Source organism: Variovorax sp. Varisp53 (assembly GCF_059491555.1).
In genome coordinates this window covers 711,256-737,156 of the sequence record NZ_CP168512.1, presented here as the reverse complement: position 1 = coordinate 737,156, position 25,901 = coordinate 711,256, and the positions used below count along the sequence as shown (strand labels likewise).

Here is a 25,901-nt window from a genome sequence, read left to right as displayed (position 1 = left end):
CCACAGCGCCCCCGCATGACCGACGCTTCCACCGCCACCCCCAAGACGAACGCCCGCCCGCCCCGGCGCCAGCAACTGGACATGGCCGACCAGCTGAAGCAGCTGCAGGCCGGTGCAGGAACAGACGCGGGCGCAGACGCGCCGGCGCAGCAACAGCAGCAGCAGCGACCCCAGCAGGCCTCCCGCCCGCCGCGGCAGAAGAACGCCGGCCGCGGCCCGCGTGCGCAGCAGCCCCAGCAGCAGAAGGCGCAGGCGCAGCAGCAGCAACCGCAGCGCGCGCCGCGCAAGGTCAACCCGGTGCTGGAGCGCCTGTTCGAGCTGTACCCGCAGCTCTTCGGCGCGCGCTTCGTGCCGCTGAAGCTCGGCGTGTACGAGGAACTGCTTGCGCGCCATCCCGAGGACTTCAAGGCCGAAGACCTGAAGATCGCCATGGGCCAGCACGCGCGCTCCACGCGCTACCTCGAAGCCGTGGCCGCCGGCCTGGCGCGCCACGACCTCGACGGCAACGCGCTCGACCCGGTCGCGCCCGAGCATGTGCACCACGCCATCCTCGAGCTGCACCGCCGCCGCATGCTGCGCAACAACGGCAACGCCGAAGAACTGCGACCGCAGCTGGTGGCGCGCATCGCCAAGGCCGTCGAGGCCTCGGGCCTCGACCGCGAGGCCTATGCGGTGCTCGTGCGCTCGCGTGACGCGAACGCCAACGCCGTGGTCGACGAAGCCCTGGCCGAACTCGCCGAGCAGGCCGCCAAGCGCGAGGCGCTGCTGCGCGCCTTCGAGGCCAGCGGGCGAAGCGAGCAGGAGTTCGCCGACATGTACGGCATGAAGCCCGGCGACGTGACGCGCACGCTGCAGCGGGTGCGCGACGACAAGAAGCGGGCAGAGGCCGCTGCGGCAGCAGCAGCTGTGGCAGCAGCAGCTGTGGCAGCAACGGACGTGCAGGCAGCGCCCGAAGCAGAAGCCGCCCCCGACGCGCCCGCCGCCGACTGAAGCACGGCGCGCCAGCCCCAATGCAAAAAGCCGCCACATCACTGTGGCGGCTTTTTTCATGGGCGACGCGATGTTTGCTGCGTCCCCGCAGCTTGCTCAGCGCGCGTTCTGCAGCGCCGCAATGCGCTCCTCGATCGGCGGGTGCGTGGCAAACAGCTTGCCGATGCTGCCGGTGATGCCCATGGCTTCGACCGCCTTCGGCAGTTCGCCGGCCGGCAGGCCGCCCAGGCGCGCAAGCGCGTTCATCATCGGCTGGCGGTTGCCCATGAGCGCGGCCGAGCCGGCGTCGGCGCGGAACTCGCGGTGGCGCGAGAACCAGGCCACCACCATCGCGCCGGCAAAGCCCAGGACGATGTCGAGCACGATGGTGCTCACGTAGTAGCCGATGCCGGGGCCCGACGAGCGGTCGTCGCCGCGGCGCAGGAAGCTGTCGACCGCATAGCCGATCACGCGCGACAGGAACACGACGAAGGTGTTCATCACGCCCTGGATCAGCGTCATGGTGACCATGTCGCCGTTGGCGATGTGCGCCACCTCATGGCCGATGACGGCCTCAACCTCTTCGCGCGTCATGTTCTGCAGCAGGCCGGTGGACACCGCCACCAGCGACGAGTTCTTGAACGCGCCGGTCGCGAAGGCATTGGGCTCGCCTTCGAAGATCGCAACTTCGGGCATGCCGATGCCGGCCTTGTCGGCGAACTTGCGCACCGTGCCGACGATCCAGGCCTCGTCGGGCGACTGGGGGTTGTCGATCATGCGCAGCCCGGCCGTCCACTTGGCCATGGGCTTGCTGATGAGCAGCGAGATGATCGCGCCGCCGAAGCCCATCACCAGCGCGAAGCCGAGCAGTGCGGTCAGGTTGAGCCCGTTGGCCGTGAGGAAGCGGTTGACGCCGAGCAGGCTGGCGACGACGCCGAGCACCGCGACGACCATCACATTGGTCAGGACGAACAGAAGGATACGTTTCAAGTTGAATTCTCCGTGGGGAAATCTGCCACCCAGATGAGGGCTTCACGGCCCTCTTCAAGCCGTGCGCGGCATGGAGGTCCTGGGTGTTGTTGTGCGTTGTGGGGCGCTCCGGCCGGCGGCAGCCGGTAGAAACATGATAGGAGCAAAAGTTCCAACGCCCGGGTATTCCCCGGCCGCGCAAAGGCCTGTCGGTGAACTCAGAAGAGGCCTGTCGTTCCCGGTGCCGGGCGCGTGGCGATGTCGGCGTGCAGGCGGGCGCTGCGGCGCATGCCCTGCGTCAGGCGCACCGCGAACAGCATGCCGTTGACCAGCACCAGCAGCGCCGCGAACAGCGCCCACAGCGTGTACGCACCGGCGCTGGCCGTGCGCGCGGCGTCCAGGCTCGGGTCGATGCGCACCAGCGTCGTGCCCTCGGCGTCCTCGCCGACGGCGGTCACCAACCCCTCGAGCACGAAGGGATGCAGGCCGTCGGTGGTGGCATTGCGCCGCAGGCGCTCCCAGCGTTCGAGCAGGGAACCGCGGGGCGCGTCATCGGCCGGGGCATCGGCGCCGTCTTCGCCCGGCTCGGCGTCGGACTCACCCGACTTGCCCTGCGCATCGCCGATGCGGGAAGTGGACGTCAGCAGCACGCCGCCCTTGGCCGGCACGATGGCCGGGCGCGCGGCCGCGATCTTCGCGGCGACCACGCTGTCGACGGCCTGCCGCAGCACGCGCTGCACGGTCGCGAGCTGGCTGCGAGACAGCACGAGGTCAGTGTTCTCCGCGCCCGTCTTCGCGCTGGCGGCCAACGCCGCCCAGGTAGTGACTGGCGTGTCGGCACCGTCCTTCTCGACGGTCGCGTCGATCGCGCGCACGAGTTCGCGCTGCAGGCGGGCGCAGGCTTCGGGCGAGAGGCCGCCGCTGTCGTGGCAGGCAGCCTCGATCATGGCCACCGAACGGTCGAAGCCGCGCACGATCATCGGCTCGTTCTCGCGCGCGCGGTAGGCCGCGAGCGGGTCGGGCGCCTGGCCCAACTGCATGCGCAGCATCGCCATCAGGGCGGCCGACATGCCGTTCTCCGACGCGCGGATGAAGTCCGCCCGGGCGAGCGCCAGCACGCTCTGCGGAATCTCCAGCGCGGGCACGACGGGATCGGAGCCGGCCCAGCGCACGGTGGTGCAGTCGATGACCGGCACGGCGTGCGAGTCTTCGCTGCGGCCGTTCATGTCCATCTCGCAGCGGGCTTCGCCTTCCATGTTCGCGAAGCTGGCCCACTTCGGCGGGTTCTCGCCCACTTGCGCGGGGTTGGCGTAGCCAGGGCTCTTTGCATGCGAGATCCAATGCGCGACCACCGCCGCCTCGCCGCGCAGGTCGGGCGCCGCCAGCGCCAGCGCGCCGAGGGCCAGCAGCCCGACCAGCAACAGCAGCAGGTGGCGCCCCCAATACACGGGCCGGAAGCGCCGCCATTCGTCGGCCACGGACCACTTGTCGCCGAAGCTCACCGCGCTGTAGTCGCTGGTGCGCAGCTCGGCCTCGATCACCTCGCCGTACGGCACCGACGCGGGGTTGCTCCAATGCGAAGGCAGCACCAGGCTCAGCTTGTCGCCGATGAACATGCCGACCTTCCTGACCGCCACGTTGCGCGCGTCGGCCACGGCAATCTGGTTGAGCATGCCGCGCACGCGGTTGACGGGTTGCGGCTGGCGCGCCGCCGCCGTGGCCGACGGCCGGCGCACGAAAAGCCATGCGGCCCACAGCGCCGCGAGCAGGCCCGCGCCCAGCAGGTAGGCCTGCGCGCCGCGCGTGGCGTCCCAGGTGGCGATCCACAGCAGCACGAAGGCGGCCAGCCATGCGAAGGAGGACGCCCAGCCGCCGCGGCCCATGCGGCTCGCGACTTCCTCGGGGGTCTCGGTGCGCTGGCCGAGGATGTCGACCTCGCCGCGTTCGTAGCGGGCGAGCGGGTTCGCGTCCTGGGCAACTTCGTCGAGGCTCGGCAGCGCGCCGGCTTCGCCGCGCTTCCATTGCTTGTCCTGCGCCTGTTGGCGCTGCGCGCGCTGGCGGCCTTCGAGCAGGTCGAAGCCGTTCACGCGGATCACCACCGCGCATTTCTTGCTCAGCACGACCAGCGCCTCGTTGTGCGGCTCGATGTACTCGATGGCGTCGTAGGGCAACAGCACGTCGACGTCGCCGATGGTGTCGTGCTCGGTCGACGAGCCCTGCGTCTGCAGGCCGTGGCGCAGGAAGGCGCCGCGGAGTTCGCGCACCTCGTCGTCGACCGTGAGGCCCTGCCCCATCAGAAAAGGCTGCAGCGCGGATTTCTCTTCGTCGGTGATCCGGCGCAGCACGGGCGTGTTGCGAAAGCCCTTCAGCGCATCGCGGTTGCCGGAACGGCGCGAGGCGTAGACGATGAAGCTGTAGATCGCGTAAAGAATCAGCCCGACCTTGAGCAGAAGAATGACGGTGTCCATGTTGTTGTCTGAGCCCCTCTGAAATGGAAAGCAGTCCGCGTGCGGCGCACGCGCTGCGGCGGGCCTCCCGAGCCCGCGAAAACTACACCTGCAAGGTGTTCGGCAAGGGCCGGAAGACCCCCGCGTCGACGTAGAAGGATGCCGCTGTATTTTCAGCGCACCAGCCGGGCACGCCGAGCACCGGAAGGGGTACGAAAGGCTTCGTTTGGAGCCAGTCCGCATCGAAATTCTTCGCAATCGCTGCGTCGTCGAGGGCCGGCGGTGCGTCCATGTCGCGAGGCAGCAGCACGTGCGCCGTGATCGGCTTGCGCGGCGTCACCAGCTTTTCGAGCAGCGCGTGCCCGAACAGCAGCAGGCGCGCTTCGCTCCACAGGCCGCGTTGCGTGACGAACAGCGCATGCCAGTCGCGCGCGACCAGCGCGCGCCACAGCGCGGGTGGCGCATCGAGCAGCGCGCCGTTCTCGTCGAACAGCGTGAGCGCGTCGCGCAGCGGACCGCGCACGGCCGCGACGCCGCTGCGCGCGATCTCGCCCGCCTGCAGTTCGTTGAGGCGGCGCTTGGTGTGCGGAAACGCGAGCCACACGAGCCCGTTGAAGAAGTCGTGAAGGTTGTCGCGCGTGGGCACGCTGCGGGTCTGGAAGATGTGCGCCTCGTAGGCCTGGCCTGGAGGCAGTGCGTCCTGGTGCACGAAGTCGGGCACCTGCGCGGGCTTGATGCCCTGCAGCGCGGCGGCGACTCCGCCATGCTGCGCGGCCTGCGCCACCGCTTCGCCGCTCGAACGATAGGGCGCAAGCCAGGGCTGCGCCCAGTCGACCGCCGGCAGGATCAAGGCGCGGGCGCGCCCGTCCAGCGGATGCGGTCGGGATGCTGCATCACCGCGAACTCCGCGGTGAGCTTGTCGAACAGCTTGAGCGAGCTGCCGTGCTTGCCGAGCAGGCCGGCGGTGCGCAAGGCTTTCGCCACGTCGTTGAGCGGTACGTCCTTGCCGCTGCGCAATGCGGGCGCGGCCTGCAGGATGAACTCGGCGGCTTCGGACGGAGGTTGCGGTTGCGGCGCGGCGGGCGCCTTGGCGGCCGTCTTGCGGGCCGTCTTCTTCGCCGCGGCCTTCTTCGCTGCAGGTGCGGGGGCGGCTGCGGTCGTCGTGCCGGCGCTCTTCGCGCGCGAGGTCTTGGTGCCAACCGATTTGGCGGAGGCCGCCTTCTTCGCGGGCGTGGTGCGCACCGCGGGCGCGGCGTAGCTTGCGCCGTGGTGCGCCAGGTCCATGAAGCTGTCGTAGATGCCGACCGTTTCCTCGCCCGTCTTGCCCTGCTGGCCGATGCCGCAAACGCGGCAGCCCTTCTCGCGCAGGCGGATCACGAGCGGTGCGAAGTCGGAGTCGGACGAGACCAGCACCACCACGTCGGGACGCTCGTCGATCACGAGGTCGATGGCGTCGACGGCCAGTGCGATGTCGGTGCTGTTCTTGCCGGTCGACAGGTTCACCATCGGGCGCACCGACAGCCGCTTGAACAGGGCCTGGCGGTTCACCGCCATCTCGGCATTGCAGTAGGCGCGGCGCACGTGGATGGCGCCGTACTCGTCCATCGTGCGCTGCACGGCCTGCTCGATCACGTCGGCCGAGACGTTGTCGGCGTCGATCAGCAGCATCACGCGAATCATTGGCTCACCCCCAGGCTGCGCGCACTTCGTGTCGCTTCTCCCACCCCCTCACCGGGGGCAACACCAACGGCCCGGCAAAGCCGGTTCCGTGGTGTTGCTCGACGGGATCTTGCCAACCTCAGATGCCGCGCGTTGAGCGACTGATCGCGTGATGAAAGACTCACAAGAGCTTCCAGTTGACGGTTTCGCCGCCGCGCAGCGGCTTCAGCGTGGCATCGCCATAGGGCACGGTCTCAGGCACGGTCCAGCTTTCGCGCTTGAGCGTGATGGTGTCGGTGTGGCGCGGCAGGCTGTAGAAGTCGGGGCCGTGGAAGCTCGCGAAGCCTTCGAGCTTGTCGAGCGCTTGCGCGTTGTCGAAGGCTTCGGCATACAGCTCGATCGCCGTGAGCGCGGTGTAGCAGCCGGCGCAGCCAAGTGCGTGTTCCTTCAGGTGCGCCGGGTGCGGCGCGCTGTCGGTGCCCAGGAAGAAGCGGTCGCTGCCGCTGGTGGCCGCCTCGACCAGTGCCACGCGGTGCGTCTCGCGCTTGAGCACGGGCAGGCAGTAGTAGTGCGGGCGGATGCCGCCGGTGAAGATGGCGTTGCGGTTGTAGAGCAGGTGATGCGCCGTGATGGTGGCTGCCGTGAAGCGGCCGGCGTCGCGCACGTAGTGGGCGCCTTCCTTGGTGGTGAGGTGCTCGAACACCACCTTCAGTTCGGGGAAGTCGCGGCGCAGCGGAATCATCACGCGATCGACAAAAACGGCCTCGCGGTCGAACAGGTCGATGGCGGGGTCGGTCACCTCGCCGTGCACCAGCAGCAGCAGGCCGTGCTTCTGCATGGCTTCGAGCGTCTTGTAGGTCTTGCGGATGTCGGTCACGCCGGCATCGCTGTTGGTGGTGGCGCCGGCCGGGTAGAGCTTGAGCGCGCGCACGCCGGCCTCGGCAGCCAGCGCGATTTCCTCGGGCGGCAGCTTGTCGGTGAGGTAGAGCGACATCACGGGCTCGAAGGCGGTGCCTGCGGGCACGGCGGCACGGATGCGGTCGCGATAGGCCACGGCCTGCGCGGCGGTGGTCACGGGGGGACGCAGGTTCGGCATGATCAGCGCGCGGCCGAACTGGCGCGCGCTGTGGGGAACAACGGCTTCGAGGGCGGCGCCGTCGCGCACGTGCAGGTGCCAGTCGTCGGGGCGGGTGATCGTGAGGGTGTCTGTCATGGCCCGGCAATTGTCGCATCGCCCCCCAGCAAATACTCGCGCACCAGCGCCCGCGCGCGGTGCAGCCGGCTCTTCACGGCGCCCGGCAGTTCGTCGAGCCGTTCCGCGATCTCGGCGATGGTCAGCTCCTCGAAGTCGCGCAGCAGCACCACTTCGAGGTAGTGCGCGGGAAGCGACTCCAGCGCGTGCGCGAGGTCGATGCGCAAAGCGCCGTCGCTGCGGCTGGCCAGTTGCCGCTCGGCCACCTCGTCGTCGAGCGGTTCGTGCCGGAACATCGCGCGCTGCAGCCTGAGGCACTCGCGCCGGATGACGGTGAAGAGCCACGACGAGAACGCCGCGGCCGCCTTCAGCGCCCGGACCTTGCGGGCGATCACCAGCAGCGACTCCTGCACGGCGTCGTCGACGTCGCTGGCCTGGCAGTGCCGCCAGGCGTAGCGGCGCGCATCGGCCTGGCAGACCGCGAGCAGGCCCGCGATGGCGGCGGGGTCGCCGGTCTGCGCGGCCTGGATCAGGCCGGTGCGGTCGATGCCCACGGCCATGGCTCAGCGCCCCTTGCCAGGTTTGCGCCCGACCATGGCGCACATCGGGCAGAAGCCGAACAGGCCCGTCAGCGCGAGCGTCGCGCCCGTGAGCCCGGCGATCACCGCGAGCCCGAAGCCGGCCGTGCCCCAGCTCATGGCGGCGAAAAGCAGGCCGGCGAGGCCCATGACGATGCGCAGCGCGCGTTCCCAACCGGGGACATTCTTGACGTAGACCATGGTGACTCCTTCGATCCTTGGGTGCATGAGGAAGACCCTCGGAAACAAGGAGGCGTCGAACCCGCCGAACGGTTCGCGGGAATCCACAAATTTTCCACTGCCGGGAGCCGACGCAGCGTGGCCGCACTCGGCGACACTGCGCTTTTTCCATCACGCGCCTGACGCCAGCAGCATCATGTCGGAAGCCTCGTCGCAGTTCGTCGACTTCATCGTTGACCGTCTCCGCGGAATCCCGCGCATCGCCAAGACCCGATTCTTCGGCGGAACGGGGCTGTCGGCCGACGCCACGCAGTTCGCGATGATCATGGGCAGCACCGTGTACTTCGTCGTGGACAAGGACACCCGGCCGAAGTACGAGAAGCTGGGCAGCAAGTGCTTTGCCTACGACACGAAGGCTCGGCGGGTGCAAGTCAAGAAGTACTTCGAGGTCCCCATCGAGATCATCGAAGACCATGAAGCGTTGGCAGCCCTGGCAAGGGAAGCTGTTCTGGTGGCACAAAGCCTGAAGAAGCCGGCCGGCAAGGTCACCTAGCCTTGTGGATCGACGGGAGCGGCATCGTTCATGCGCTCCTACGCGAGATCGGCCATGCAGACTGCTTTGCCTCGCCCCACCTCGCAGGAGATACTGTTTCCTCCGCGCAGGCCCAGGCTTCCTTGCGAAATGCAGTCAAAAGAATGATGAGCACGACAGAGCCCCAGCTGATCTCCCCGGCACTCGCCGACAACGGCCCCGCCGCCCTGTTCACCGCGCCCGGCGGCGCCCGGGCCTTCGCCGTGCGCTGGCAAGGCGGCGTCCACGGCTATCTCAACCAATGCCCTCACGCGGGCGGCCCGCTTGATTTCGAGGGCCAGGTGCTGGAGAGTTCAGGCCGCTTTCTGATGTGCGCGCGGCACGGCGCCATCTTCGAGCCCGACACCGGCAAGTGCGTCGGCGGTCCCTGCCGCGGTTCGCGGCTCACGCCGCTGGCGGTGCACGAAAGAGCGGACGGTAGCGTGTGGCTCGGCCGGGCCGAGTGAAGACAACCCTTCAGGAGAAAAAAGAAATGCGCAACAACAATCCTCTTGCCCTGTCGATCGCGGCGCTCGCGCTCAGCGGCCTCATGGCGGGCTGCACGGGCATGTCGGCCGGCAGCGGCAAGGCCTTCACGGGCATGAGAGTCACGTCGAGCGCTTTCGTCGACAACGGCGTCATTCCGTCCGACCACGCCGGCGCGGGCGACTGCGGCGGCAAGAACGTCTCCCTGCCCGTGGCGTGGAGCAACCTGCCGGCCAAGACGAAATCGGTCGCCGTGCTGGTGTTCGACCCGGACGGCGCGGCCGGCCTCGGCGTGTCGCACTGGGTGGCCTACAACATCGCGGCCGAGCGCGGCGAACTCAAGGCGGGCGAAGGACAGGCGGGCTCGAACTTCAACTTCACCATGGGCCCGAACGTGGCCGGCGCGCCCGCCTACCGCGGCGTGTGCCCGCCGGTGGGCGATCGGCCGCACCACTACGTGCTGACCGTGATTGCCACCGACCTCGCACCGGGCAGCCTGCCGGCCGGCCTCGCGCGCGATGCGCTGCTGGCCGCGCTCAAGGGCCATGCGCTGGGCGGTCAGAGCGTGGTGGGCCTCTACAGCCGCTGATCTCTCGTTAACAAATGTAATAATTAAGTCCTCACCCCCTGACATCCACAGCCGCTTCCTCGAAAGCTTCATCGATGGCCCTGCCCGCAGCCGCGTTCGCCCCCTCTTCGCTTTCGCCGACCCACGACGACCTCGACGGCATGTTCGACCTGGCGCCCGTCTCGCTCTGGATCGAGGACTACGGCGACCTGAAGCGCAAGCTCGACGGCTGGCGCGCCGAGGGCGTCACCGACCTGGTGGCGCACCTGTCGGCGGACCCGCAGCGGGTGAGCGACTGCATGGCGCTGCTGAAGGTGCTGCGGGTCAACCAGCACACGCTGCGGCTCTTTGCAGCCGACAGCCAGCAGACCCTGCTGGGCGCGCTGGACCGCGTGTTCCGCGGCGACATGTCGGCCACCGTGGTGCACGAGCTCGACCAGCTGTGGCGCGGCCAGCTCACCTTCGAGAGCGAAACCGTCAACTACGCGCTCGACGGCCGGCGGCTCGACGTGCGCGTTCGCGCCCGCGTGCTGCCCGGCCACGAAGACTCCTGGAGCCGCGTGCTGGTGTCGCTCGACGACGTGACCGAGCGCGTGGCCGCGCAGCGCCTGCGCGACGAGAGCGCGAAGCACGCGCGCAGCCTGTTCGACCGCTCGCCCGTGTCGCTGTGGGTGGAAGACTTCAGCGCGGTGCGCTCGCTGCTCGAGAGCATCCGCGCGCGCGGCATCACCGACTTCGCCACCTTCATCAAGGTGCACCCCGAATTCGTCACGCGCTGCATGCACGAGATCCGCGTCATCGACGTGAACCAGGAGACGCTGCGCATGTTCGGCGCGCCCGACCTGCAGACGCTGCTGGGCAACATCTCGCGCGTCTTCCGCGACGAGATGCGCGAGTCCTTCGCCGAGCAGCTGCAGGACCTGTGGAACGGCAAGACGGTGCAGCAGCGCGAGGTGCTCAACTATTCGCTGTCGGGCGAGGCGCTGAACATCCACATGCAGTTCGCGGTGCAGGACGACCGGCTCGACACCTGGGACCTGGTGCTGGTGTCGCTGGTCGACATCACCGCGCGCAAGAAGGCCGAGGCCTACCTCGAATACCTCGGCAAGCACGACGTGCTCACGCAGCTGTGCAACCGCACCTACTACACCGAGGAGCTCAACCGCCTGTCGCGCAAGGGGCCGTGGCCGGTGTCGATCGTGGCGATCGACCTCAACGGGCTGAAGCAGATCAACGACCACGAAGGCCATGCCGCCGGCGACTCGCTGCTGCGCCGCATGGGCGAAGTGCTCGACAAGGCCGTCGCCCTGCCCGCCTGGCCCGCGCGCATCGGCGGCGACGAGTTCGCGGTGCTGCTGCCCATGACCGACGAGCGCGGCGCCGAGGCGATGCGCGAGCGCATCCTCACGCTGCTCGAAATGAACAACCAGTTCCATGCAGGCCAGAGCGGCCATGCGCTGAGCCTGGCCATCGGGCTGGCGACCTGCCACGGGGACGAGTCGCTGGAGGCGGCGCTGCAGCGGGCGGACCGGGCGATGTACGTGGACAAGGCGCAGCACTACGAGAGCACCGGGGTGGAGCGGCGACAGGCGTAGCCGCCGGCCATCTATCGCGCCTCCGGCGCCTGACCGGGCACCGGCCGCGCCCGCTGCAGAATGAAATCGATGAAGGTCCGGATCGCCCGCGTGTGCTGACGGTTCGGCATGTAGAGCATGAACATCTGCGTGCCGAAGATGCTCAGGCGCCAGTCGTCGAGCGTGGTCACGACGTCGCCCTTGCGCACGTCTTCCTGCACCACGTAGTCGGGCACGAGGCCGATGCCCAGGCCCGCGAGGACGGCCTGGCGCAGGAATAAAAAGTTCTCGGAAATGAGCGTCGGCTCAAGGATCACCTCCCGCCGTGTCTCGCCTTGGTAGGCCGACACGCGCAGCTGCCGGCCGATGACGGCGGCCGTGACCACCGGCGCGCCCTGCAACGCGTCGAGCTGCACGGGCAGCGGATGCTTCGCCGCATAGTCGGTCGAGGCACAGGCCACGTAGCGCACCGGCCCCATCTCGCGCGCCACGAGGTTCTGCGGCGGCTCGGGAATCACGCGGATCGCGATGTCGACCTCGTCGCGCAGCAGGTCCTCGATGCGGTTCTCGAACACCACGTCGAGCACGATGCCGGGGTACTGGCGCTTGAAGTCGATCAGCCAGTCGGCCATCACGAGCTGGCCGTAGCCGCTGGGCACGCTCAGCCGCACGCGGCCCTGCAACTCCTGGCCCAGCGTGGTGACCGATTCGCGCGCGGCCAGCAGCTCGCCCTGGATGGCGATGCCGTGCTGGTAGAGCCGCAGGCCGATTTCGGTCGGCTCGGCGCGCCGCGTGGTGCGCCGCACCAGCTGCGCGCCCACCGAGCGCTCGAGCTGGTTCAGGTGGTAGCTGACGTTGGCACGGCTCATCTTGAGGCGGCGGGCGGCGGCGCTCAGGTTGCCGGCGTCGAGGATTTCCACCAGCAGGGTGAGCGATTGGAGGTCCATGCGGCGATTGTGTCAAAAATTCTTTGACAGTCTGTCAACCGTCTATGCAATTGTCAAAGAGGCGGCGCGGTCCAAGAATGCGGGGTTCACCCCAGAGCCTCGGGCCCGCCGGCCCGCAACGCAAGAGACAAGCGACACGCACATGGCCACCAGCACTCCCAGCCCCTCCACGTCCACCGGTCCCGTGACCTTCGAGCCGGCCCACGTTCACGGCGACGTGTTCGTGGTGACCATCGACAACCCGCCCGTCAACGCCCTGGGCGTGGATGTGCGCCGCGGCCTCGTGGCCGCCATCGACGCGGCCGAGGCCGACGGCGCCGCGAAGGCGGTGCTGATCGTCGGCGCGGGCCGCAACTTCATCGCGGGCGCCGACATCCGCGAATTCGGCAAGACACCGCAGCCGCCGTCGCTGCCCGAGGCCTGCCTGAAGATCGAGAACTGCACGAAGCCGGTCGTCGCCGCCATTCACGGTGCCGCGCTCGGCGGCGGACTTGAAGTGGCGCTGTCGGCGCACTACCGCATCGCCTCGCCCACCGCAAAGCTCGGCCTGCCCGAAGTAGCGCTGGGCCTGCTGCCCGGCTCGGGCGGCACGCAGCGCGCGCCGCGCCTGATCGGCGTGAAGCCCGCGTTGGAGTTGATGCTCAGTGGCCGCCATGCCGGCGCCAAGGAAGCGCTGTCGCTCGGCCTCGTCGACCGGCTCGGCAACGACGCCGACGCGCTGGCCGAGGGCCTCGCCTACGCGCAGGAACTGATTGCCGCGAAGGCCCCGGTGCGCCGCACCCGCGAAGCCGCCGGCCTCGCCGACACCGCAGCCAGCCGCGCCGCCCTCGAAGCCGCGCGCGCCGACACCGCCAAGAAGAGCCGCGGCCTGTTCTCGCCGATGAAGATCATCGAAGCCGTCGAAGGCGCGCTCACGCTGCCCTTCGACGAAGGCATGGCGCTGGAGCGCAAGCTGTTCCTGCAGTGCATCGACAGCCCACAGCGCGCCGGCCTGATCCACGCCTTCTTCGCCGAGCGCGAAGTGCTGAAGGCGCCCGAGACCAAGGCCGCCAAGCCGCGCGCGCTGGAGTCGGCCGGCATCGTCGGCGGCGGCACCATGGGCGCCGGCATCGCAGTGGCGATGCTCGACGCGGGCCTGCCCGTGACCATGATCGAGCGCGACGACACCCAGCTCGCGCGCGGCCGCGCCAACGTCGAGAAGGTGTACGACGGCCTCATCGCCAAGGGCCGCATGACGCCCGAAGCCAAGGCCGCCGTGATGGCGCGCTTCAGCGGTTCGACCTCCTATGACGCGCTCGCCAACGTCGACATCGTGGTCGAGGCCGTGTTCGAAGAGATGGGCGTCAAGAAGGCCGTGTTCGCCGAGCTCGACCGCGTGTGCAAGCGCGGCGCCGTGCTCGCCACCAACACCTCGTACCTCGACATCGATGAGATCGCCGAAAGCATCTCGCGCCCGCAGGACGTGGTGGGCCTGCACTTCTTCTCGCCCGCCAACATCATGAAGCTGCTCGAGATCGTGGTGCCAGCCAAGGTGAGCGCCGACGTGGTCGCCACCGGCTTCGAGCTCGCGAAGAAGCTCAAGAAAGTGCCGGTGCGCGCCGGCGTGTGCGACGGCTTCATCGGCAATCGCATCCTGGCCGTGTACCGCCAGGCCGCCGACCACATGATGGAAGACGGCGCCTCGCCCTACGAGATCGACGCGGCCGTTCGCAACTTCGGCTACCCGATGGGCCCGTTCCAGGTGTCGGACCTCGCGGGCGGCGACATCGGCTGGGCCACCCGCAAGCGCAAGGCCGCCACGCGCGACCCCGAGGCGCGCTACGTGCAGGTGGCCGACCGCATCTGCGAGCGCGGCTGGTTCGGCCAGAAGACGCAGCGCGGCTACTACCTGTACCCCGAAGGCGCGCGCACCGGCGTGCCCGACCCCGAGGTGCTGGCCATCATCGACGCCGAACGCGTACGCGCCGGCATCAAGCCGCGCGCCTTCACCGAAGAGGAAATCATGCGCCGCTACATGGCCGCGATGATCAACGAAGGCGCCAACGTCGTGCTCCAGCGCATCGCGCTGCGCCCGCTCGACGTGGACGTGACCTTCCTCTACGGCTACGGCTTCCCGCGCCACCGCGGCGGCCCGATGAAGTACGCCGACACCGTGGGCCTGCCGAAGGTGCTGGCCGACATCCGCGAGTTCGCGAAAGAAGACCCGATCTTCTGGAAGCCGTCGCCGCTGCTGGTCGAGCTGGTCGAACGCGGCGCCGATTTCGCAAGCCTCAATCAATCCGAGTAAGCACAAAGGACATCGTCATGCGTGAAGCCGTCATCGTTTCCACCGCCCGCACCCCGCTCACCAAGGCGCACCGCGGCGAATTCAACATCACCCCCGGCGCCACGCTGGCCTCGTTCGCGGTGAAGGCCGCGGTCGAGCGCTCGGGCCTGGACCCGGCGCTGATCGAGGACGCGATCCTCGGCTGCGGCTACCCCGAGGGCACCACCGGCCGCAACATCGCGCGCCAGTCCATCATCCGCTCGGGCCTGCCCATCAGCATCGCCGGCACCACGGTGAACCGCTTCTGCGCCTCGGGCCTTCAGGCCATCGCGATGGCCGCCGGCCGCATCGTCGTGGACGGCGCGCCGGCCATGATCGCGGGCGGCGTGGAGAGCATCTCGCAGATCCGCGGCCGCAGCCCCAGCGACGGTGGCGACCTCAGCCTGGACCCGTGGATCGTCGAGCACAAGCCCGAGCTCTACATGGCCATGATCGACACGGCCGACATCGTCGCCAAGCGCTACAACATCAGCCGCGAGGCGCAGGACCGCTTCTCCGCCGAGAGCCAGCGCAAGACCGAAGAGGCGCAACTGGCCGGCCGCTACAAGGACGAGATCGTGGCCTGCACCACCACGATGGCCGTGACCGACAAGGAGACCAAGGAAGTCACCTACCGCGAAGTCACCGCCATCGAGGACAACTGCAACCGCCGCGGCACCACCTACGAAGCGCTCGCCAAGCTGAAGCCGGTGATGGGCGAGGACAAGTTCATCACCGCAGGCAACGCCTCGCAGCTGTCGGACGGCGCATCGGCCTGCGTACTGATGGAGGCCAGGGACGCGGAGCGCGCCAACATCAAGCCGCTGGGCGCCTTCCGCGGCCTCGCGCTGGCCGGCTGCGAGCCCGACGAGATGGGCATCGGCCCGGTCTTCGCGGTACCCAAGCTGCTCGCGCGCCACGGCCTGAAGGTGCAGGACATCGACCTGTGGGAACTCAACGAAGCCTTCGCCTCGCAGTCGATCTACTGCCAGGAGAAGCTGGGCATCCCGTCGGAGCGCCTGAACGTGAACGGCGGCGCGATCTCCATCGGCCACCCCTTCGGCATGACCGGCGCACGCCTCACGGGCCACGTGCTCATCGAAGGCAAGCGCCGCGGCGCCAAGTACGCCGTGGTCACGATGTGCATTGCCGGCGGCATGGGCGCAGCCGGCCTGTTCGAAATCTACTGAGGAGCCCGCAATGGACCTGAACTTCACCTCCGAAGAAGAAGCCTTCCGCAGCGAAGTGCGCGCCTTCCTGGCCGCCAAGCTGCCGGTACGGCTGTCCGAGAAAGTGCGCAGCGGCAAGATCCTCGAGAAGGCCGACATGGAGGAATGGCACGCCATCCTCAACGAGCGCGGCTGGCTCGCCAACCACTGGCCCGAGCAGTACGGCGGCCCGGGCTGGACGGCGGTCGAGAAGTTCATCTTCGAGCACGAATGCGCGCTGGCCTTCGCGCCGCGCATCGTGCCCTTCGGCGTGAACATGCTCGGCCCGGTGCTCATCAAGTACGGCAACGAGGCGCAGAAGCGACACTGGCTGCCGCGCATCCTGAACGGCGACGACTGGTGGTGCCAGGGCTACTCGGAACCCGGCGCGGGCTCCGACCTCGCGGCGGTGAAGACCTCGGCCGTGCGCGGCATCGACGCGCAGGGCGACCACTTCATCGTGAACGGCCAGAAGACCTGGACCACGCTGGGCCAGCACGCCAACATGATCTTCTGCCTGGTGCGCACGAACCGCGAGGCGAAGAAGCAGGAAGGCATCAGCTTCCTGCTGATCGACATGACTTCGCCCGGCGTGGAAGTGCGCCCGATCATCACGCTCGACGGCGAGCATGAAGTGAACGAGGTGTTCTTCTCCGACGTGCGCGTACCGGCCGAGAACCTGGTCGGCGAGGAGAACAAGGGCTGGACCTGCGCCAAGTACCTGCTGACGTACGAGCGCACCAACATCGCGGGCGTGGGCTTCTCGGTGGCCGCGCTCGAGCAGCTCAAGGGCATCGCCGCGAAGCAGACGAAGAACGGCAAGCCATTGAACGAAGACCCTGCGTTCGCGGCACGCATGGCACGCGTCGAGATCGACCTGGAGAACATGAAGACCACCAACTTGCGCGTGATAGCGGCAGTGGCAGGCGGCGGCGTGCCGGGTGCGGAAAGCTCGATGCTGAAGATCCGCGGCACCGAGATCCGGCAGGAGATCTCGTCGCTCGCGCGCCGCGCGATGGGCGTCTACGGCCGGCCCTTCATCGAGGAAGCGCTGCACGACGGCTTCGACGGCGAGACCTTCGGCCCGGCCTATGCGTCGGCTGCCGCATCGCGCTACTTCAACAACCGCAAGCTGTCGATCTTCGGCGGCTCGAATGAAATCCAGAAGAACATCATCAGCAAGATGATCCTGGGCCTGTAAGGAGACATGCAATGAACTTCGAACACACCGAAGACCGGCGCATGCTCGCCGACAGCCTGAACCGCTTCATCAGCGAGCAGTACGCCTTCGATGCGCGCGACCGCATCGCGAAGTCGCAGCACGGGTTCAGCAAGGAAATCTTCCAGCAGTTCGCCGAACTGGGCGTGATCGGCGCGCTGTTCGGCGAGGCCGATGGCGGCTTCGGCGGCGGCGGCTTCGACATTGCCGTGGTCTTCGAGGCACTGGGCCGCGGCCTGGTGGTCGAGCCGCTGCTGGGCGCGGTGATGGTCGGCGAGGCGATCAGCGCCGCCGGCAGCGACGCGCAGAAAGAGAAGCTCGGCGACATCATCAACGGCGTGACCGTCGCAGCCTTCGCGCACGACGAAGCCGACACGCACTACGAGCGCACACGCGTGCAGACCAGGGCCGAGCGCAACGGCGACGGCTGGGTGCTGCACGGCGCCAAGGCCGTGGTGCCGCAAGGCGAGCAGGCCGACCTGTTCCTCGTCTCGGCGCGTACCTCGGGTGCGGTGGACGACGAAGCCGGCATCTCGCTGTTCCTCGTGCCCGCCAAGACCGCGGGCCTCACGGTGCGCGGCTGCCCCTCGATCGACGGCGGCCGGGTCGCCGAGCTCGCGTTCGACGGCGTCAAGCTGGGCGCCGACGCGCTGCTCGGCGCCGAAGGCCAGGGCCACGCCACGCTGGAACGCGCCATCGGCCGCGGCGTGCTCGCGCTGTGCGCCGAAGCGCTGGGCGCGATGGAAGCCGCCAAGACCGCCACGCTGGAATACCTGCGCACGCGCAAGCAGTTCGGCATTCTCATCGGCAGCTTCCAGGCGCTGCAGCACCGCATGGCCGACCTGCTGCTCGAGATCGAGCAGGCCCGCTCGGCCGTGATCAACGCCGCGGCCGCCATCGACGGCACGGACCGCGTGGCGCGCGAGCGCGCGCTCTCGGCCGCCAAGTTCAGCATCGGCCGCATCGGTGCGCTGGTGGCGGAAGAAAGCATCCAGATGCATGGCGGCATCGGCATGACGTGGGAGCTGCCGCTGCCCCACTACGCCAAGCGCCTCGTGATGATCGACCACCAGCTGGGCGACGAAGATCACCACTTGCAGCGCTACATCGCCCTGGGCAAAGAGTCCGGCAAGGAGCTGGCGGCATGAGCGGCAACAAGACTGTGCCGATCTCGCAGGAAGGCGCCGTCCGCATCCTGACCAACAGCAACCCCGCCGCGCGCAACGCGATCACGCCGACGCTGTACGCCGAGCTCTCGGCCGCGCTCGCCGATGCGCAGAACGACCCCGAGGTCGGCGCCATCGTCTTCACCGGCGCGGGCGATTTCTTCTGCTCCGGGGGCGACCTCAACCTGCTGGCCAAGCGGCGCGAGCTGCCCACGGCCGAGCGCCGCGAGATTCTCGAAGGCCTCAACAACCTGATCCGCGCGCTGCGCGACTGCAGCAAGCCAGTGATCGCGGCCGTGGAAGGCGGCGCGGCCGGCGCGGGCCTGTCGATGGCGCTGGCCTGCGACATGCTCGTGTCGGCGCGCGATGCGTTCTACACAGTCGCCTACGTGAAGGTCGGCCTCACGCCGGACGGCGGCGCCACGGCCTTCCTCGCGGAGTTCGTCTCGCGCCAGGTGCTGACCGAGATGTGCCTGACCGGCGACCGCATGCCGGCCGAGCGCCTGCATGCGCTGGGCGCCGTCAACCGCCTCACCGACAAGGGCGCCGCGCTGGCCGAAGCCATCGCGCTCGCGGCCAAGGTCGCGACCGGTCCGCAGCGCGCGAGCGCACGCATCAAGACGCTGTGCCGCCAGGCGCACCACGCCACGCTGGAAGAGCAGCTCGATGCCGAGGCCGTGTTCATGGTCGAGTCGCAAGGCGACGCCGAATCGGCCGAAGGCATTGGTGCGTTCCTCGGCAAGCGCAGCGCCGATTTCGTCGCGCTGCGCCGCCGCAAGCAGGCCGAGTCCTGACGCGCGCCGTGCCCAATCCCCTAGGCTCTCGCGCGCGGGTGCAGGGGTTTTCAATCTTTCCGGAGTTGCCATGTCCTCGCTGAATTCCTCGCTGCCGCTGGCCGGCGTGCGCGTCCTCGATCTGTCCCGCATCCTCGCGGGGCCCTGGTGCGGCATGGTGCTGGCCGACATGGGCGCCGAGGTCATCAAGGTCGAGCACCCGGGCCGCGGCGACGACACGCGCGACTGGGGCCTGCGCGTCGGCAAGACCGAGACGGCCTACTTCAACAGCGTGAACCGCAACAAGCGCTCGGTCACGCTCGACCTGCAGACGCCCGAAGGCCAGCAGCTCGCGCGCGATCTTGCGAAGCAGTGCGACGTGGTAATCCAGAACTTCAAGTTCGGCGGCATCGACAAGCTGGGCCTCGGCTACGAGCAGTTGAGCAAGGAGCAGCCGGGCCTCATCTACTGCTCGATCTCGGGCTACGACCGCACCGGCCCCGAAGCCGCGCGGCCGGGCTACGACCTCGTCGTTCAAGGCGAGGCGGGCCTGATGGCGCTCAATGGCGAAGCCAACCAGCCGCCGCTGAAGTTCGGCGTGGCCGCGGTCGACCTGTTCACCGGCATGTACTCGGCGCAGGCCATCCTGGCCGCGCTCTACCAGCGCGAGAAGACCGGCAAGGGCCGGCATGTGGAGATGGCGCTGTTCGACTGCGGCCTGATGATCACCGCCTACTACGGCCTCGAGGCGCTGCTGATGGGCGAAGACCCGCCGCGCTACGGCAACTCGCATCCGTCGATCGTGCCGTACGGCGTGTTCGACGCAGCCGACGGCCCGCTCGTCATCACCGTGGGCAACAACGCGCAGTTCGCACGCTTCTGCACCGACGTGATCGAACGGCCCGACCTCGCAGCCGACGAGCGCTTCAAGACCAACATCCTGCGTTCCGCGAACCGCGCGGTGCTGCTGCCCGAACTGCATGCCGAGCTGGCGAAGCGCCAGCGCGCCGACCTGCTCGCGAGGCTCACGGCTTCGGGCATTCCGTGCGGCGAGGTGCTGGGCCTGCTGGAGGCGCTGCAATCGAAGCGCGCCACCGACGCCGGCCTCGTGACCACGCAGCCGCATCCGGTGGCCGGCACGGTCAACGTGCTGGCGCCGCCCTACCGTTTCGACGGCGCGCCGCCCACCCTGGGCGAAGGCACGCACGACGTGCTGCAGTCGCTGCTCGGCCTGTCGGATGACAAGCTGGCGGCGCTGAAAACGAATGGCGTCGTCTGAAGAAGACAGGCGCCCGCATTTCCAAAGTAGACAAGACCCAATGGCATCCCTTTCCCTTCGCAGTCCCGTTCGCCGCGCCCTTCTCGCACTCGCCCTGCCGCTCATCGCTGGCAGCGCCTTCGCACAGGCCTGGCCCGCCAAGCCGATCACGCTGATCGTGCCCTTCCCGCCCGGCGGCCCGACCGACGTGGCCTCGCGCATCGTGGCGCAGAAGATGTCGGCCGCGCTCAAGCAGAACATCGTGATCGACAACCGCAGCGGCGCCTCGGGCACCGTGGGCGCCGCCACCGCGGCCCGCGCCGCGCCCGACGGCTACACCTTCGTGATGCTGGCCACGCCGACGCTGCTGGCCGCGCACCTGTACGGCCCGACCGGCTACGACATCTTCAAGAACTTCACGCCCGTGGGCTCGGTGTACGACCTGCCGATCGTGCTGGTGGTCAACCCCAAGTCGCTGCCCGAGGTGAACAGCCTGCAGGGCCTGATCGCGAAGGCCAAGGCCGAAGGCGGCAAGCTCAACTACACGACGGCGGGCGCCGGCAGCTTCGGCCACCTGACGACCGAACAGATCAAGACCATCGGCAAGTTCGACATGCAGCACGTGCCCTACCGCGGCAGCGCACCGGCCGTGACGGACCTGATCGGCGGCCAGGTGCCCGCGATGTTCTCGGACCTCGTGGGCGTGCTGCCGCACATCAAGGCCGGCAAGCTGCGCGCCATCGCGGTCGGCTCGGCCAAGCGCGTGAGCCTGCTGTCCGACGTGAAGACGGTGGCCGAGCAGGGCTTCCCGGGCTTCGATGCGACCTCGTGGGGCGGCCTGCTGGCGCCCGCCGGCACGCCCAAGGACGTGATCGACCGCATGAGCGCCGAACTGAAGGCGGCGCTGGCCGACAAGGAAGTGCAGGACAGGCTCCAGAGCGTCGGCTCCTTCGCGGCCTACCGCACGCCCGAGCAGACGGGCGCGCGCATGCGCGAGGATTTCGAACGCTGGGGCAAGGTCATTCGCGACAACCACATCACGACCCAGTAAAACGGCAGGCGGCCGACGACCGGCATGAAGGAGACAGGCATGACAGACAACGACAACAAGAACCACAAGACCCCGGTCGGTGCGCCGTTCCGCCCCGCATTTCCCATTCGCAGCCTGGCGGACATCCACCGGCTCGAAGAGACGCCGCTGGAACAGGCGCTCACGGTGCGCAGCACCTACGAGATCTTCCGCAACGCGGGCCATGCCTTCGGCGGCAAGACCGCGCTGACCTTCCTGCGCACCGGCAACCCGGCCGACGAGCCGATCCGCTGGTCGTACGCCGAACTGCTCGCGCGCATCCACCAGACCGCGAACATGCTGCACGCGCTGGGCGTCGGGCCCGACGATGCGGTTGCGGTGCTATTGCCCGGCTGCCTGGAGTACCACCTCGCGCTGTGGGGCGGAGAGGCGGCCGGCATCGTGCAGCCGCTGAACCCGCTGCTGACCGATGAGAAGCTGGTCGCGCTGATGACCGCCGCGCGCGCCAAGGTGCTGATCGCCTACGGCTCGGACGCCGAATCGGGCATGTGGTCGAAGGCCATGCGCCTGCGCGGCCAGGTGCCCACGCTCACCACCGTGCTGCGCGTGGCGCCGCACGACGAGGTGCCGGGCACGGCCGGCACGCTGCCTGGAGCAGGATCGGACAGCGCGACCGCGCTGCCGGGCGTGGCGGAGTTCGATGTGCTGCGTGCGGCACAACCATCTGATCGTCTCGTGAGCGGGCGCGACATCGCACCCACCGACATCGCTGCGTACTTCCACACTGGCGGCACCACGGGCGCGCCGAAGCTCGCGCGCCACAGCCACGGCGCGCAGGTGTTCACCGCCTGGGCCAGCGTGCAGGTCGCGGGCATGAACGAGAACGGCATCTCCATCAACGGCTATCCGCTGTTCCATGTGGCGGGCGTGCTGCCGGCCTCGCTGGCGGCGCTGTCGGCGGGCGTGGAGGTGATCATCCCGACGACCTCGCTGCTGCGCAACAAGGAGGTGCTGGCCAACTACTGGAAGCTGGTGGAGAAGTACCGCCCGACCTCGCTGTCGGCCGTGCCCACCGTGCTCGCGGCGCTGGCCAACGTGCCGCTGGACGGCGCGGACATTTCATCGATCACCTACTGCCGCACCGGCGCCGCCGTGCTCTCGCCGGAACTCGCGGCGCGCTTCGAGCGCCTGTTCGGCCTGCACGTGCACGAGAGCCTGGGCATGACGGAGATGGCCGGCATCTCGACCATCACGCCGCCGGGCGTGGACGGGCCCGCGGGCTGCGTGGGCTTTCGGCTGCCGTACATGCAGATGCGCGTGGTGGCGCTCGACGAAAACGGCAATGCCAGCGACCGCGAGGTGGCGCCGGGCGAAACCGGCATGGTGCTGTTCAAGTCGCCGAACCTGTTCTCGGGCTTCGTGGACCCGGCCGACAATGCCAAGGCCTTCACGGCCGACGGCTGGCTCGCCACCGGCGACCTGGGCTGGATCGACAGCGAGGAGCGGCTCAACCTCACGGGCCGCTCGAAGGACCTGATCATCCGCAGCGGCCACAACATCGACCCCAAGACCATCGAAGACGCGCTGGGTGCGCACCCGGCCGTGCAGCTGTGCGCCGCGGTGGGCGCGCCCGATGCCTATGCGGGCGAACTGCCCGTGATCTTCGCGACGCTGGTGCCCGGTGCATCGGCGACGGAAGAAGAGCTGCTCGCGTTCACCGCCGCGCGCGTCGATGAGGCACCGGCCCGGCCCAAGTGGGTGTCGGTGATCGGCACCATGCCGATGACCAACGTCGGGAAGATCTACAAGCCCGAACTGCGCGCGATGGCCGCGCTCTACGTGGTGAACGCAGCCGTCGCCGAAGCCTGCGCCGAACTCGGCGTGCCGGAGGCCGCGCTGCCCGTCGTGAAGACCGAAGGCGAGAGCCTGGTGCGCGTGCAGATCGACAGCGCCGCGGCAGGCGCGCTCGCCGCGCCGCTGCAGGAACGGCTGCAGAAGGCGCTGGAGCCCCTGCCCTTCAAGACGCGCATCGCCGCGCAGTGACCTTTTTCAGAAACCATAGACAGAGACAAGCCATGACCTTCCGCCTTCCGACCCGCCGTGCCCTGCTGTGCGCCGCCGCTTCCGTCGCCACGCTGTGCGCGCTGCCCCACGCGCAGGCACAGGGCACGTACCCGAACAAGCCGATCCGCATGGTCGTGCCCTTCGCCGCGGGTGGCGCCACCGACGTGCTGGCGCGCGTACTGGGCCAGAAGATGTCGGCCGGCCTGGGCCAGCCCATCATCATCGACAACAAGCCCGGCGCGGCCGGCATCATCGGCACCGACGCGGTCGCCAAGGCCGCGCCCGACGGCTACACCATCGTGCTGGGCCTGAGCAATTCGCTGATGACCAACGAGTTCCTCTACGAGAAGCTGCCCTACGACACGCAGCGCGACCTTACGCTGGTCTACCAGATCGCGATGGCGCCGCTGGTGCTGGTGGTGCACCCCAGCGTGCCGGCGAAGACCGGGCCGGAGCTGCTGAAGTACGTCGTCGCGAACAAGGGCAAGGTGGCCTACGGCTCGTACGGCGTGGGCGCGTATCCGCACCTGGCCGGCGCGCACATGAGCCTGGCGACGCAGTCCGACATGAGCCACGTCGCCTACAAGGGCGAGGCGCCGATGATGCAGGACCTGATCGGCGGCCAGATCCAGATGGCCTACGCCAGCGCGCTGGTGGCCAAGCCGCACATCGATTCCGGAAAGATCCGCGCGCTGGGCGTGACCGGCGAGCGCCGCATGAGCACCCTGCCCAACGTGCCCACGCTGGTCGAGCAGGGCATGAAGGACGAGGCCTATCGCGTGACCGGCTGGCTCGCCATCGCCGTGCCCGCGAAGACGCCGAAGCCCATCGTCGAACGCATCGCGCAGGAAGTGCGCAAGGCCACGCAGCAGCCCGACGTGCGCGAGCGCGTGGCGGCCATGGGCTTCGAGATCAAGGACAGCTCGCCCGAACTCTTTGCCGCCGCCTGGAAGCAGGAACGCCCGGTGTGGGAGCGGCTGATCAAGCAGTCGGGCGCCAAGCTCGAGTAATCCATTTCTTTGTCATTCAAGAGGAACAGCCATGAAGGTTCTCGTACCTGTCAAACGGGTCGTCGATTACAACGTCAAGGTGCGCGTGAAGAGCGACGGCACCGGGGTGGACATTGCCAACGTCAAGATGAGCATGAACCCCTTCGACGAGATCGCGGTCGAAGAAGCGGTTCGCCTGAAGGAAAAGGGCGTGGTCACCGAAGTGATCGCCGTCTCGTGCGGTGACGCCAAGTGCCAGGAAACCCTGCGCACCGCCATGGCCATCGGCGCCGACCGGGGCATCCTGGTCGAGACCACCGAGGAACTGCAACCGCTGGCCGTCGCCAAGCTGCTCAAGGCGCTGGTCGACAAGGAACAGCCCCAGCTGATCATCCTGGGCAAGCAGGCCATCGACGACGACGCCAACCAGACCGGCCAGATGCTGGCTGCGCTGGCCGACCTGCCGCAAGCCACCTTCGCCTCCAAGGTCGAAGTCGCTGGCGACAAGGCGACCGTGACCCGAGAAGTCGACGGCGGCCTGGAGACCATCTCCCTGAGCCTGCCCGCCGTCATCACCACCGACCTGCGCCTGAACGAGCCGCGCTACGTGACGTTGCCCAACATCATGAAGGCCAAGAAGAAGCAGCTCGACACCTTCAAGCCCGAAGACCTGGGCGTGGACGTCAAGCCGCGCCTGAAGACCCTCAAGGTTGCCGAGCCCCCGAAGCGCGGCGCCGGCATCAAGGTGCCCGATGTCGCCACCCTGGTCGACAAGCTGAAGAACGAAGCCAAAGTGATCTGAGGAAGAGAACGACATGACCGCACTTGTTATTGCCGAACACGACCACGCGACCGTCAAGCCCGCGACCCTCAACACCGTGACCGCGGCGCTGGCCTGCGGCGGCGACGTCCATGTGCTCGTGGCCGGTGCCAACGCCGCCGAAGCCGGCAAGGCCGCCGCGCAGATCGCGGGCGTGGCCAAGGTCATCGTGGCCGACAGCCCGAGCCTGGCCGAGAACCTGGCCGAGAACGTCGCCGCCCAGGTGCTGGCGATTGCATCCAGCTACAGCCACATCCTGTTCCCCTCGACCGCCAACGGCAAGAACGTGGCGCCTCGCGTGGCCGCCAAGCTCGACGTGGCGCAGATCAGCGACATCACCAAGGTCGACAGCCCCGACACCTTCGAGCGTCCGATCTACGCGGGCAATGCCATCGCCACCGTGCAGAGCGCAGACCCGATCAAGGTCATCACCGTTCGCACGACCGGCTTCGACGCCGCAGCGGCGACCGGTGGCAGCGCAGCGGTCGAAACGGCCGAAGGCGTGGCCGACAGCGGCAAGAGCAGCTTCGTGGGCCGGGAAGTAACGAAGAGCGAACGCCCCGAGCTGACGGCCGCCAAGATCATCGTCTCGGGTGGCCGGGCGCTGGGCAGCGCGGAGAAGTTCACCGAGGTGATGGCGCCTCTCGCCGACAAGCTCAATGCGGGCCTGGGCGCCAGCCGCGCAGCGGTCGATGCGGGCTACGCCCCGAACGACTGGCAGGTGGGCCAGACGGGCAAGATCGTTGCGCCGCAGCTGTACATCGCAGCAGGCATCTCGGGTGCGATCCAGCATCTGGCCGGCATGAAGGACTCCAAGGTGATCGTGGCGATCAACAAGGACGAGGAAGCGCCGATCTTCTCGGTGGCCGACTACGGGCTCGTGGCCGACCTGTTCACGGCTGTGCCGGAACTGGTGACCACGCTGTAAG

At 68.6% G+C, this 25,901-nt stretch carries 24 protein-coding genes; 16 read left to right on the top strand and 8 right to left on the bottom strand.

All coding sequences use genetic code 11. From position 1 onward, the window contains the following. Window positions 1-15 precede the first annotated feature (15 nt). The gene (locus tag ACEOAB_RS03290) at window positions 16-990 is read left to right on the top strand and encodes a ProQ/FinO family protein (protein WP_495653458.1); all 975 of its coding nucleotides are present in this window, start codon (window positions 16-18) and stop codon (window positions 988-990) included. A 96-nt stretch (window positions 991-1,086) separates the two neighbouring features. On the opposite strand, the gene htpX is transcribed toward ACEOAB_RS03290, so the two are convergent. From htpX to ACEOAB_RS03255, 7 genes are all read right to left on the bottom strand, one after another. Further along, complete coding sequence (gene htpX / locus ACEOAB_RS03285; RefSeq protein WP_056597543.1) at window positions 1,087-1,959, bottom strand: protease HtpX; 873 nt, start codon at window positions 1,957-1,959, stop codon at window positions 1,087-1,089. Window positions 1,960-2,156: 197 nt separating this feature from the next. Further along, entirely contained in the window at window positions 2,157-4,406 is a 2,250-nt protein-coding gene (locus ACEOAB_RS03280; protein WP_413749950.1) for an IgaA/UmoB family intracellular growth attenuator, read from the bottom strand. An 82-nt stretch (window positions 4,407-4,488) separates the two neighbouring features. Then, window positions 4,489-5,235 (bottom strand): DUF3025 domain-containing protein, encoded by a 747-nt coding sequence (locus ACEOAB_RS03275; RefSeq protein WP_413749949.1) that lies wholly within the window; start codon window positions 5,233-5,235, stop codon window positions 4,489-4,491. Beyond that, window positions 5,232-6,053: an NYN domain-containing protein gene (locus tag ACEOAB_RS03270; protein WP_413749948.1), complete on the bottom strand. Its 822-nt coding sequence runs from the start codon at window positions 6,051-6,053 to the stop codon at window positions 5,232-5,234. Before ACEOAB_RS03270 ends, ACEOAB_RS03275 begins: the two co-directional genes overlap by 4 nt. Before the next feature lie 172 nt (window positions 6,054-6,225). Then, the gene (pyrC, locus tag ACEOAB_RS03265) at window positions 6,226-7,257 is read right to left on the bottom strand and encodes a dihydroorotase (RefSeq protein ID WP_413749947.1); all 1,032 of its coding nucleotides are present in this window, start codon (window positions 7,255-7,257) and stop codon (window positions 6,226-6,228) included. Next, window positions 7,254-7,796 (bottom strand): RNA polymerase sigma factor, encoded by a 543-nt coding sequence (locus ACEOAB_RS03260; RefSeq protein ID WP_495653457.1) that lies wholly within the window; start codon window positions 7,794-7,796, stop codon window positions 7,254-7,256. Before ACEOAB_RS03260 ends, pyrC begins: the two co-directional genes overlap by 4 nt. A 3-nt stretch (window positions 7,797-7,799) precedes the next feature. Then, window positions 7,800-8,015, bottom strand: coding sequence for a YgaP family membrane protein (locus tag ACEOAB_RS03255; RefSeq protein ID WP_056514449.1), 216 nt, complete (start codon window positions 8,013-8,015; stop codon window positions 7,800-7,802). Between the two features lie 175 nt (window positions 8,016-8,190). Between ACEOAB_RS03255 and ACEOAB_RS03250 the strand changes: the two genes are divergently transcribed. The 4 genes from ACEOAB_RS03250 (at window position 8,191) to ACEOAB_RS03235 (ending at window position 11,214) form a co-directional block, all read left to right on the top strand. Continuing rightward, complete coding sequence (locus ACEOAB_RS03250) at window positions 8,191-8,547, top strand: TfoX/Sxy family protein (protein ID WP_413749945.1); 357 nt, start codon at window positions 8,191-8,193, stop codon at window positions 8,545-8,547. 143 nt (window positions 8,548-8,690) lie between these two features. Beyond that, window positions 8,691-9,032, top strand: coding sequence for a Rieske (2Fe-2S) protein (locus tag ACEOAB_RS03245; protein WP_413749944.1), 342 nt, complete (start codon window positions 8,691-8,693; stop codon window positions 9,030-9,032). 26 nt (window positions 9,033-9,058) lie between these two features. Further along, on the top strand, window positions 9,059-9,640 hold the full coding sequence (locus ACEOAB_RS03240) for a YbhB/YbcL family Raf kinase inhibitor-like protein (RefSeq protein WP_413749943.1): 582 nt from the start codon (window positions 9,059-9,061) through the stop codon (window positions 9,638-9,640). 74 nt (window positions 9,641-9,714) lie between these two features. After that, a complete protein-coding gene (locus ACEOAB_RS03235; RefSeq protein WP_413749942.1) occupies window positions 9,715-11,214 on the top strand; it encodes a sensor domain-containing diguanylate cyclase in 1,500 nt (499 codons plus the stop codon). Between the two features lie 11 nt (window positions 11,215-11,225). Here the strand turns inward: ACEOAB_RS03235 and ACEOAB_RS03230 are convergent, their stop codons facing one another. Beyond that, entirely contained in the window at window positions 11,226-12,140 is a 915-nt protein-coding gene (locus ACEOAB_RS03230) for a LysR family transcriptional regulator (protein WP_413749941.1), read from the bottom strand. A gap of 142 nt (window positions 12,141-12,282) precedes the next feature. Here ACEOAB_RS03230 and ACEOAB_RS03225 point away from each other — a divergent pair, with 142 nt between their 5' ends. From ACEOAB_RS03225 to ACEOAB_RS03175, 11 genes are all read left to right on the top strand, one after another. Then, complete coding sequence (locus tag ACEOAB_RS03225; protein ID WP_495653456.1) at window positions 12,283-14,427, top strand: 3-hydroxyacyl-CoA dehydrogenase NAD-binding domain-containing protein; 2,145 nt, start codon at window positions 12,283-12,285, stop codon at window positions 14,425-14,427. Between the two features lie 17 nt (window positions 14,428-14,444). Further along, window positions 14,445-15,635: an acetyl-CoA C-acyltransferase gene (locus ACEOAB_RS03220; protein ID WP_413750076.1), complete on the top strand. Its 1,191-nt coding sequence runs from the start codon at window positions 14,445-14,447 to the stop codon at window positions 15,633-15,635. Between the two features lie 10 nt (window positions 15,636-15,645). Next, complete coding sequence (locus ACEOAB_RS03215; protein WP_413750075.1) at window positions 15,646-16,854, top strand: acyl-CoA dehydrogenase family protein; 1,209 nt, start codon at window positions 15,646-15,648, stop codon at window positions 16,852-16,854. An 11-nt stretch (window positions 16,855-16,865) separates the two neighbouring features. Continuing rightward, window positions 16,866-18,020 (top strand): acyl-CoA dehydrogenase family protein, encoded by a 1,155-nt coding sequence (locus ACEOAB_RS03210; protein ID WP_413750074.1) that lies wholly within the window; start codon window positions 16,866-16,868, stop codon window positions 18,018-18,020. Next, window positions 18,017-18,832, top strand: coding sequence for an oxepin-CoA hydrolase, alternative type (locus ACEOAB_RS03205; RefSeq protein ID WP_413750073.1), 816 nt, complete (start codon window positions 18,017-18,019; stop codon window positions 18,830-18,832). The genes ACEOAB_RS03210 and ACEOAB_RS03205 overlap by 4 nt, the downstream gene beginning before the upstream one ends. 70 nt (window positions 18,833-18,902) lie before the next feature. Further along, window positions 18,903-20,090: a CaiB/BaiF CoA transferase family protein gene (locus ACEOAB_RS03200; protein WP_495653455.1), complete on the top strand. Its 1,188-nt coding sequence runs from the start codon at window positions 18,903-18,905 to the stop codon at window positions 20,088-20,090. A gap of 40 nt (window positions 20,091-20,130) precedes the next feature. Then, complete coding sequence (locus ACEOAB_RS03195) at window positions 20,131-21,120, top strand: Bug family tripartite tricarboxylate transporter substrate binding protein (protein WP_413750071.1); 990 nt, start codon at window positions 20,131-20,133, stop codon at window positions 21,118-21,120. A 39-nt stretch (window positions 21,121-21,159) separates the two neighbouring features. Next, window positions 21,160-23,142, top strand: a complete 1,983-nt coding sequence (locus tag ACEOAB_RS03190) for an acyl-CoA synthetase (protein WP_413750069.1) — start codon at window positions 21,160-21,162, stop codon at window positions 23,140-23,142. Between the two features lie 32 nt (window positions 23,143-23,174). Beyond that, window positions 23,175-24,173 carry a Bug family tripartite tricarboxylate transporter substrate binding protein gene (locus ACEOAB_RS03185; RefSeq protein ID WP_413750068.1) on the top strand — a complete coding sequence of 333 codons (999 nt, stop codon included), beginning with the start codon at window positions 23,175-23,177 and terminating at the stop codon, window positions 24,171-24,173. A gap of 31 nt (window positions 24,174-24,204) precedes the next feature. Further along, window positions 24,205-24,954: an electron transfer flavoprotein subunit beta/FixA family protein gene (locus ACEOAB_RS03180; protein WP_495653454.1), complete on the top strand. Its 750-nt coding sequence runs from the start codon at window positions 24,205-24,207 to the stop codon at window positions 24,952-24,954. 13 nt (window positions 24,955-24,967) lie between these two features. Beyond that, entirely contained in the window at window positions 24,968-25,900 is a 933-nt protein-coding gene (locus ACEOAB_RS03175; protein ID WP_495653453.1) for an electron transfer flavoprotein subunit alpha/FixB family protein, read from the top strand. Window position 25,901 lies beyond the last annotated feature (1 nt).

Excerpts from the sequence above, each read along its gene's own strand:
- ACEOAB_RS03290 (WP_495653458.1), top strand. The coding sequence starts at position 16 with ATGACCGACGCTTCCACCGCCACCCCCAAGACGAACGCCCGCCCGCCC.
- ACEOAB_RS03280 (WP_413749950.1), bottom strand. The coding sequence starts at position 4,406 with ATGGACACCGTCATTCTTCTGCTCAAGGTCGGGCTGATTCTTTACGCG.
- ACEOAB_RS03270 (WP_413749948.1), bottom strand. The coding sequence starts at position 6,053 with ATGCTGCTGATCGACGCCGACAACGTCTCGGCCGACGTGATCGAGCAG.
- pyrC (WP_413749947.1), bottom strand. The coding sequence starts at position 7,257 with ATGACAGACACCCTCACGATCACCCGCCCCGACGACTGGCACCTGCAC.
- ACEOAB_RS03260 (WP_495653457.1), bottom strand. The coding sequence starts at position 7,796 with ATGGCCGTGGGCATCGACCGCACCGGCCTGATCCAGGCCGCGCAGACC.
- ACEOAB_RS03255 (WP_056514449.1), bottom strand. The coding sequence starts at position 8,015 with ATGGTCTACGTCAAGAATGTCCCCGGTTGGGAACGCGCGCTGCGCATC.
- ACEOAB_RS03250 (WP_413749945.1), top strand. The coding sequence starts at position 8,191 with ATGTCGGAAGCCTCGTCGCAGTTCGTCGACTTCATCGTTGACCGTCTC.
- ACEOAB_RS03245 (WP_413749944.1), top strand. The coding sequence starts at position 8,691 with ATGATGAGCACGACAGAGCCCCAGCTGATCTCCCCGGCACTCGCCGAC.
- ACEOAB_RS03240 (WP_413749943.1), top strand. The coding sequence starts at position 9,059 with ATGCGCAACAACAATCCTCTTGCCCTGTCGATCGCGGCGCTCGCGCTC.
- ACEOAB_RS03235 (WP_413749942.1), top strand. The coding sequence starts at position 9,715 with ATGGCCCTGCCCGCAGCCGCGTTCGCCCCCTCTTCGCTTTCGCCGACC.
- ACEOAB_RS03230 (WP_413749941.1), bottom strand. The coding sequence starts at position 12,140 with ATGGACCTCCAATCGCTCACCCTGCTGGTGGAAATCCTCGACGCCGGC.
- ACEOAB_RS03225 (WP_495653456.1), top strand. The coding sequence starts at position 12,283 with ATGGCCACCAGCACTCCCAGCCCCTCCACGTCCACCGGTCCCGTGACC.
- ACEOAB_RS03220 (WP_413750076.1), top strand. The coding sequence starts at position 14,445 with ATGCGTGAAGCCGTCATCGTTTCCACCGCCCGCACCCCGCTCACCAAG.
- ACEOAB_RS03215 (WP_413750075.1), top strand. The coding sequence starts at position 15,646 with ATGGACCTGAACTTCACCTCCGAAGAAGAAGCCTTCCGCAGCGAAGTG.
- ACEOAB_RS03210 (WP_413750074.1), top strand. The coding sequence starts at position 16,866 with ATGAACTTCGAACACACCGAAGACCGGCGCATGCTCGCCGACAGCCTG.
- ACEOAB_RS03205 (WP_413750073.1), top strand. The coding sequence starts at position 18,017 with ATGAGCGGCAACAAGACTGTGCCGATCTCGCAGGAAGGCGCCGTCCGC.
- ACEOAB_RS03200 (WP_495653455.1), top strand. The coding sequence starts at position 18,903 with ATGTCCTCGCTGAATTCCTCGCTGCCGCTGGCCGGCGTGCGCGTCCTC.
- ACEOAB_RS03195 (WP_413750071.1), top strand. The coding sequence starts at position 20,131 with ATGGCATCCCTTTCCCTTCGCAGTCCCGTTCGCCGCGCCCTTCTCGCA.
- ACEOAB_RS03190 (WP_413750069.1), top strand. The coding sequence starts at position 21,160 with ATGACAGACAACGACAACAAGAACCACAAGACCCCGGTCGGTGCGCCG.
- ACEOAB_RS03185 (WP_413750068.1), top strand. The coding sequence starts at position 23,175 with ATGACCTTCCGCCTTCCGACCCGCCGTGCCCTGCTGTGCGCCGCCGCT.
- ACEOAB_RS03180 (WP_495653454.1), top strand. The coding sequence starts at position 24,205 with ATGAAGGTTCTCGTACCTGTCAAACGGGTCGTCGATTACAACGTCAAG.
- ACEOAB_RS03175 (WP_495653453.1), top strand. The coding sequence starts at position 24,968 with ATGACCGCACTTGTTATTGCCGAACACGACCACGCGACCGTCAAGCCC.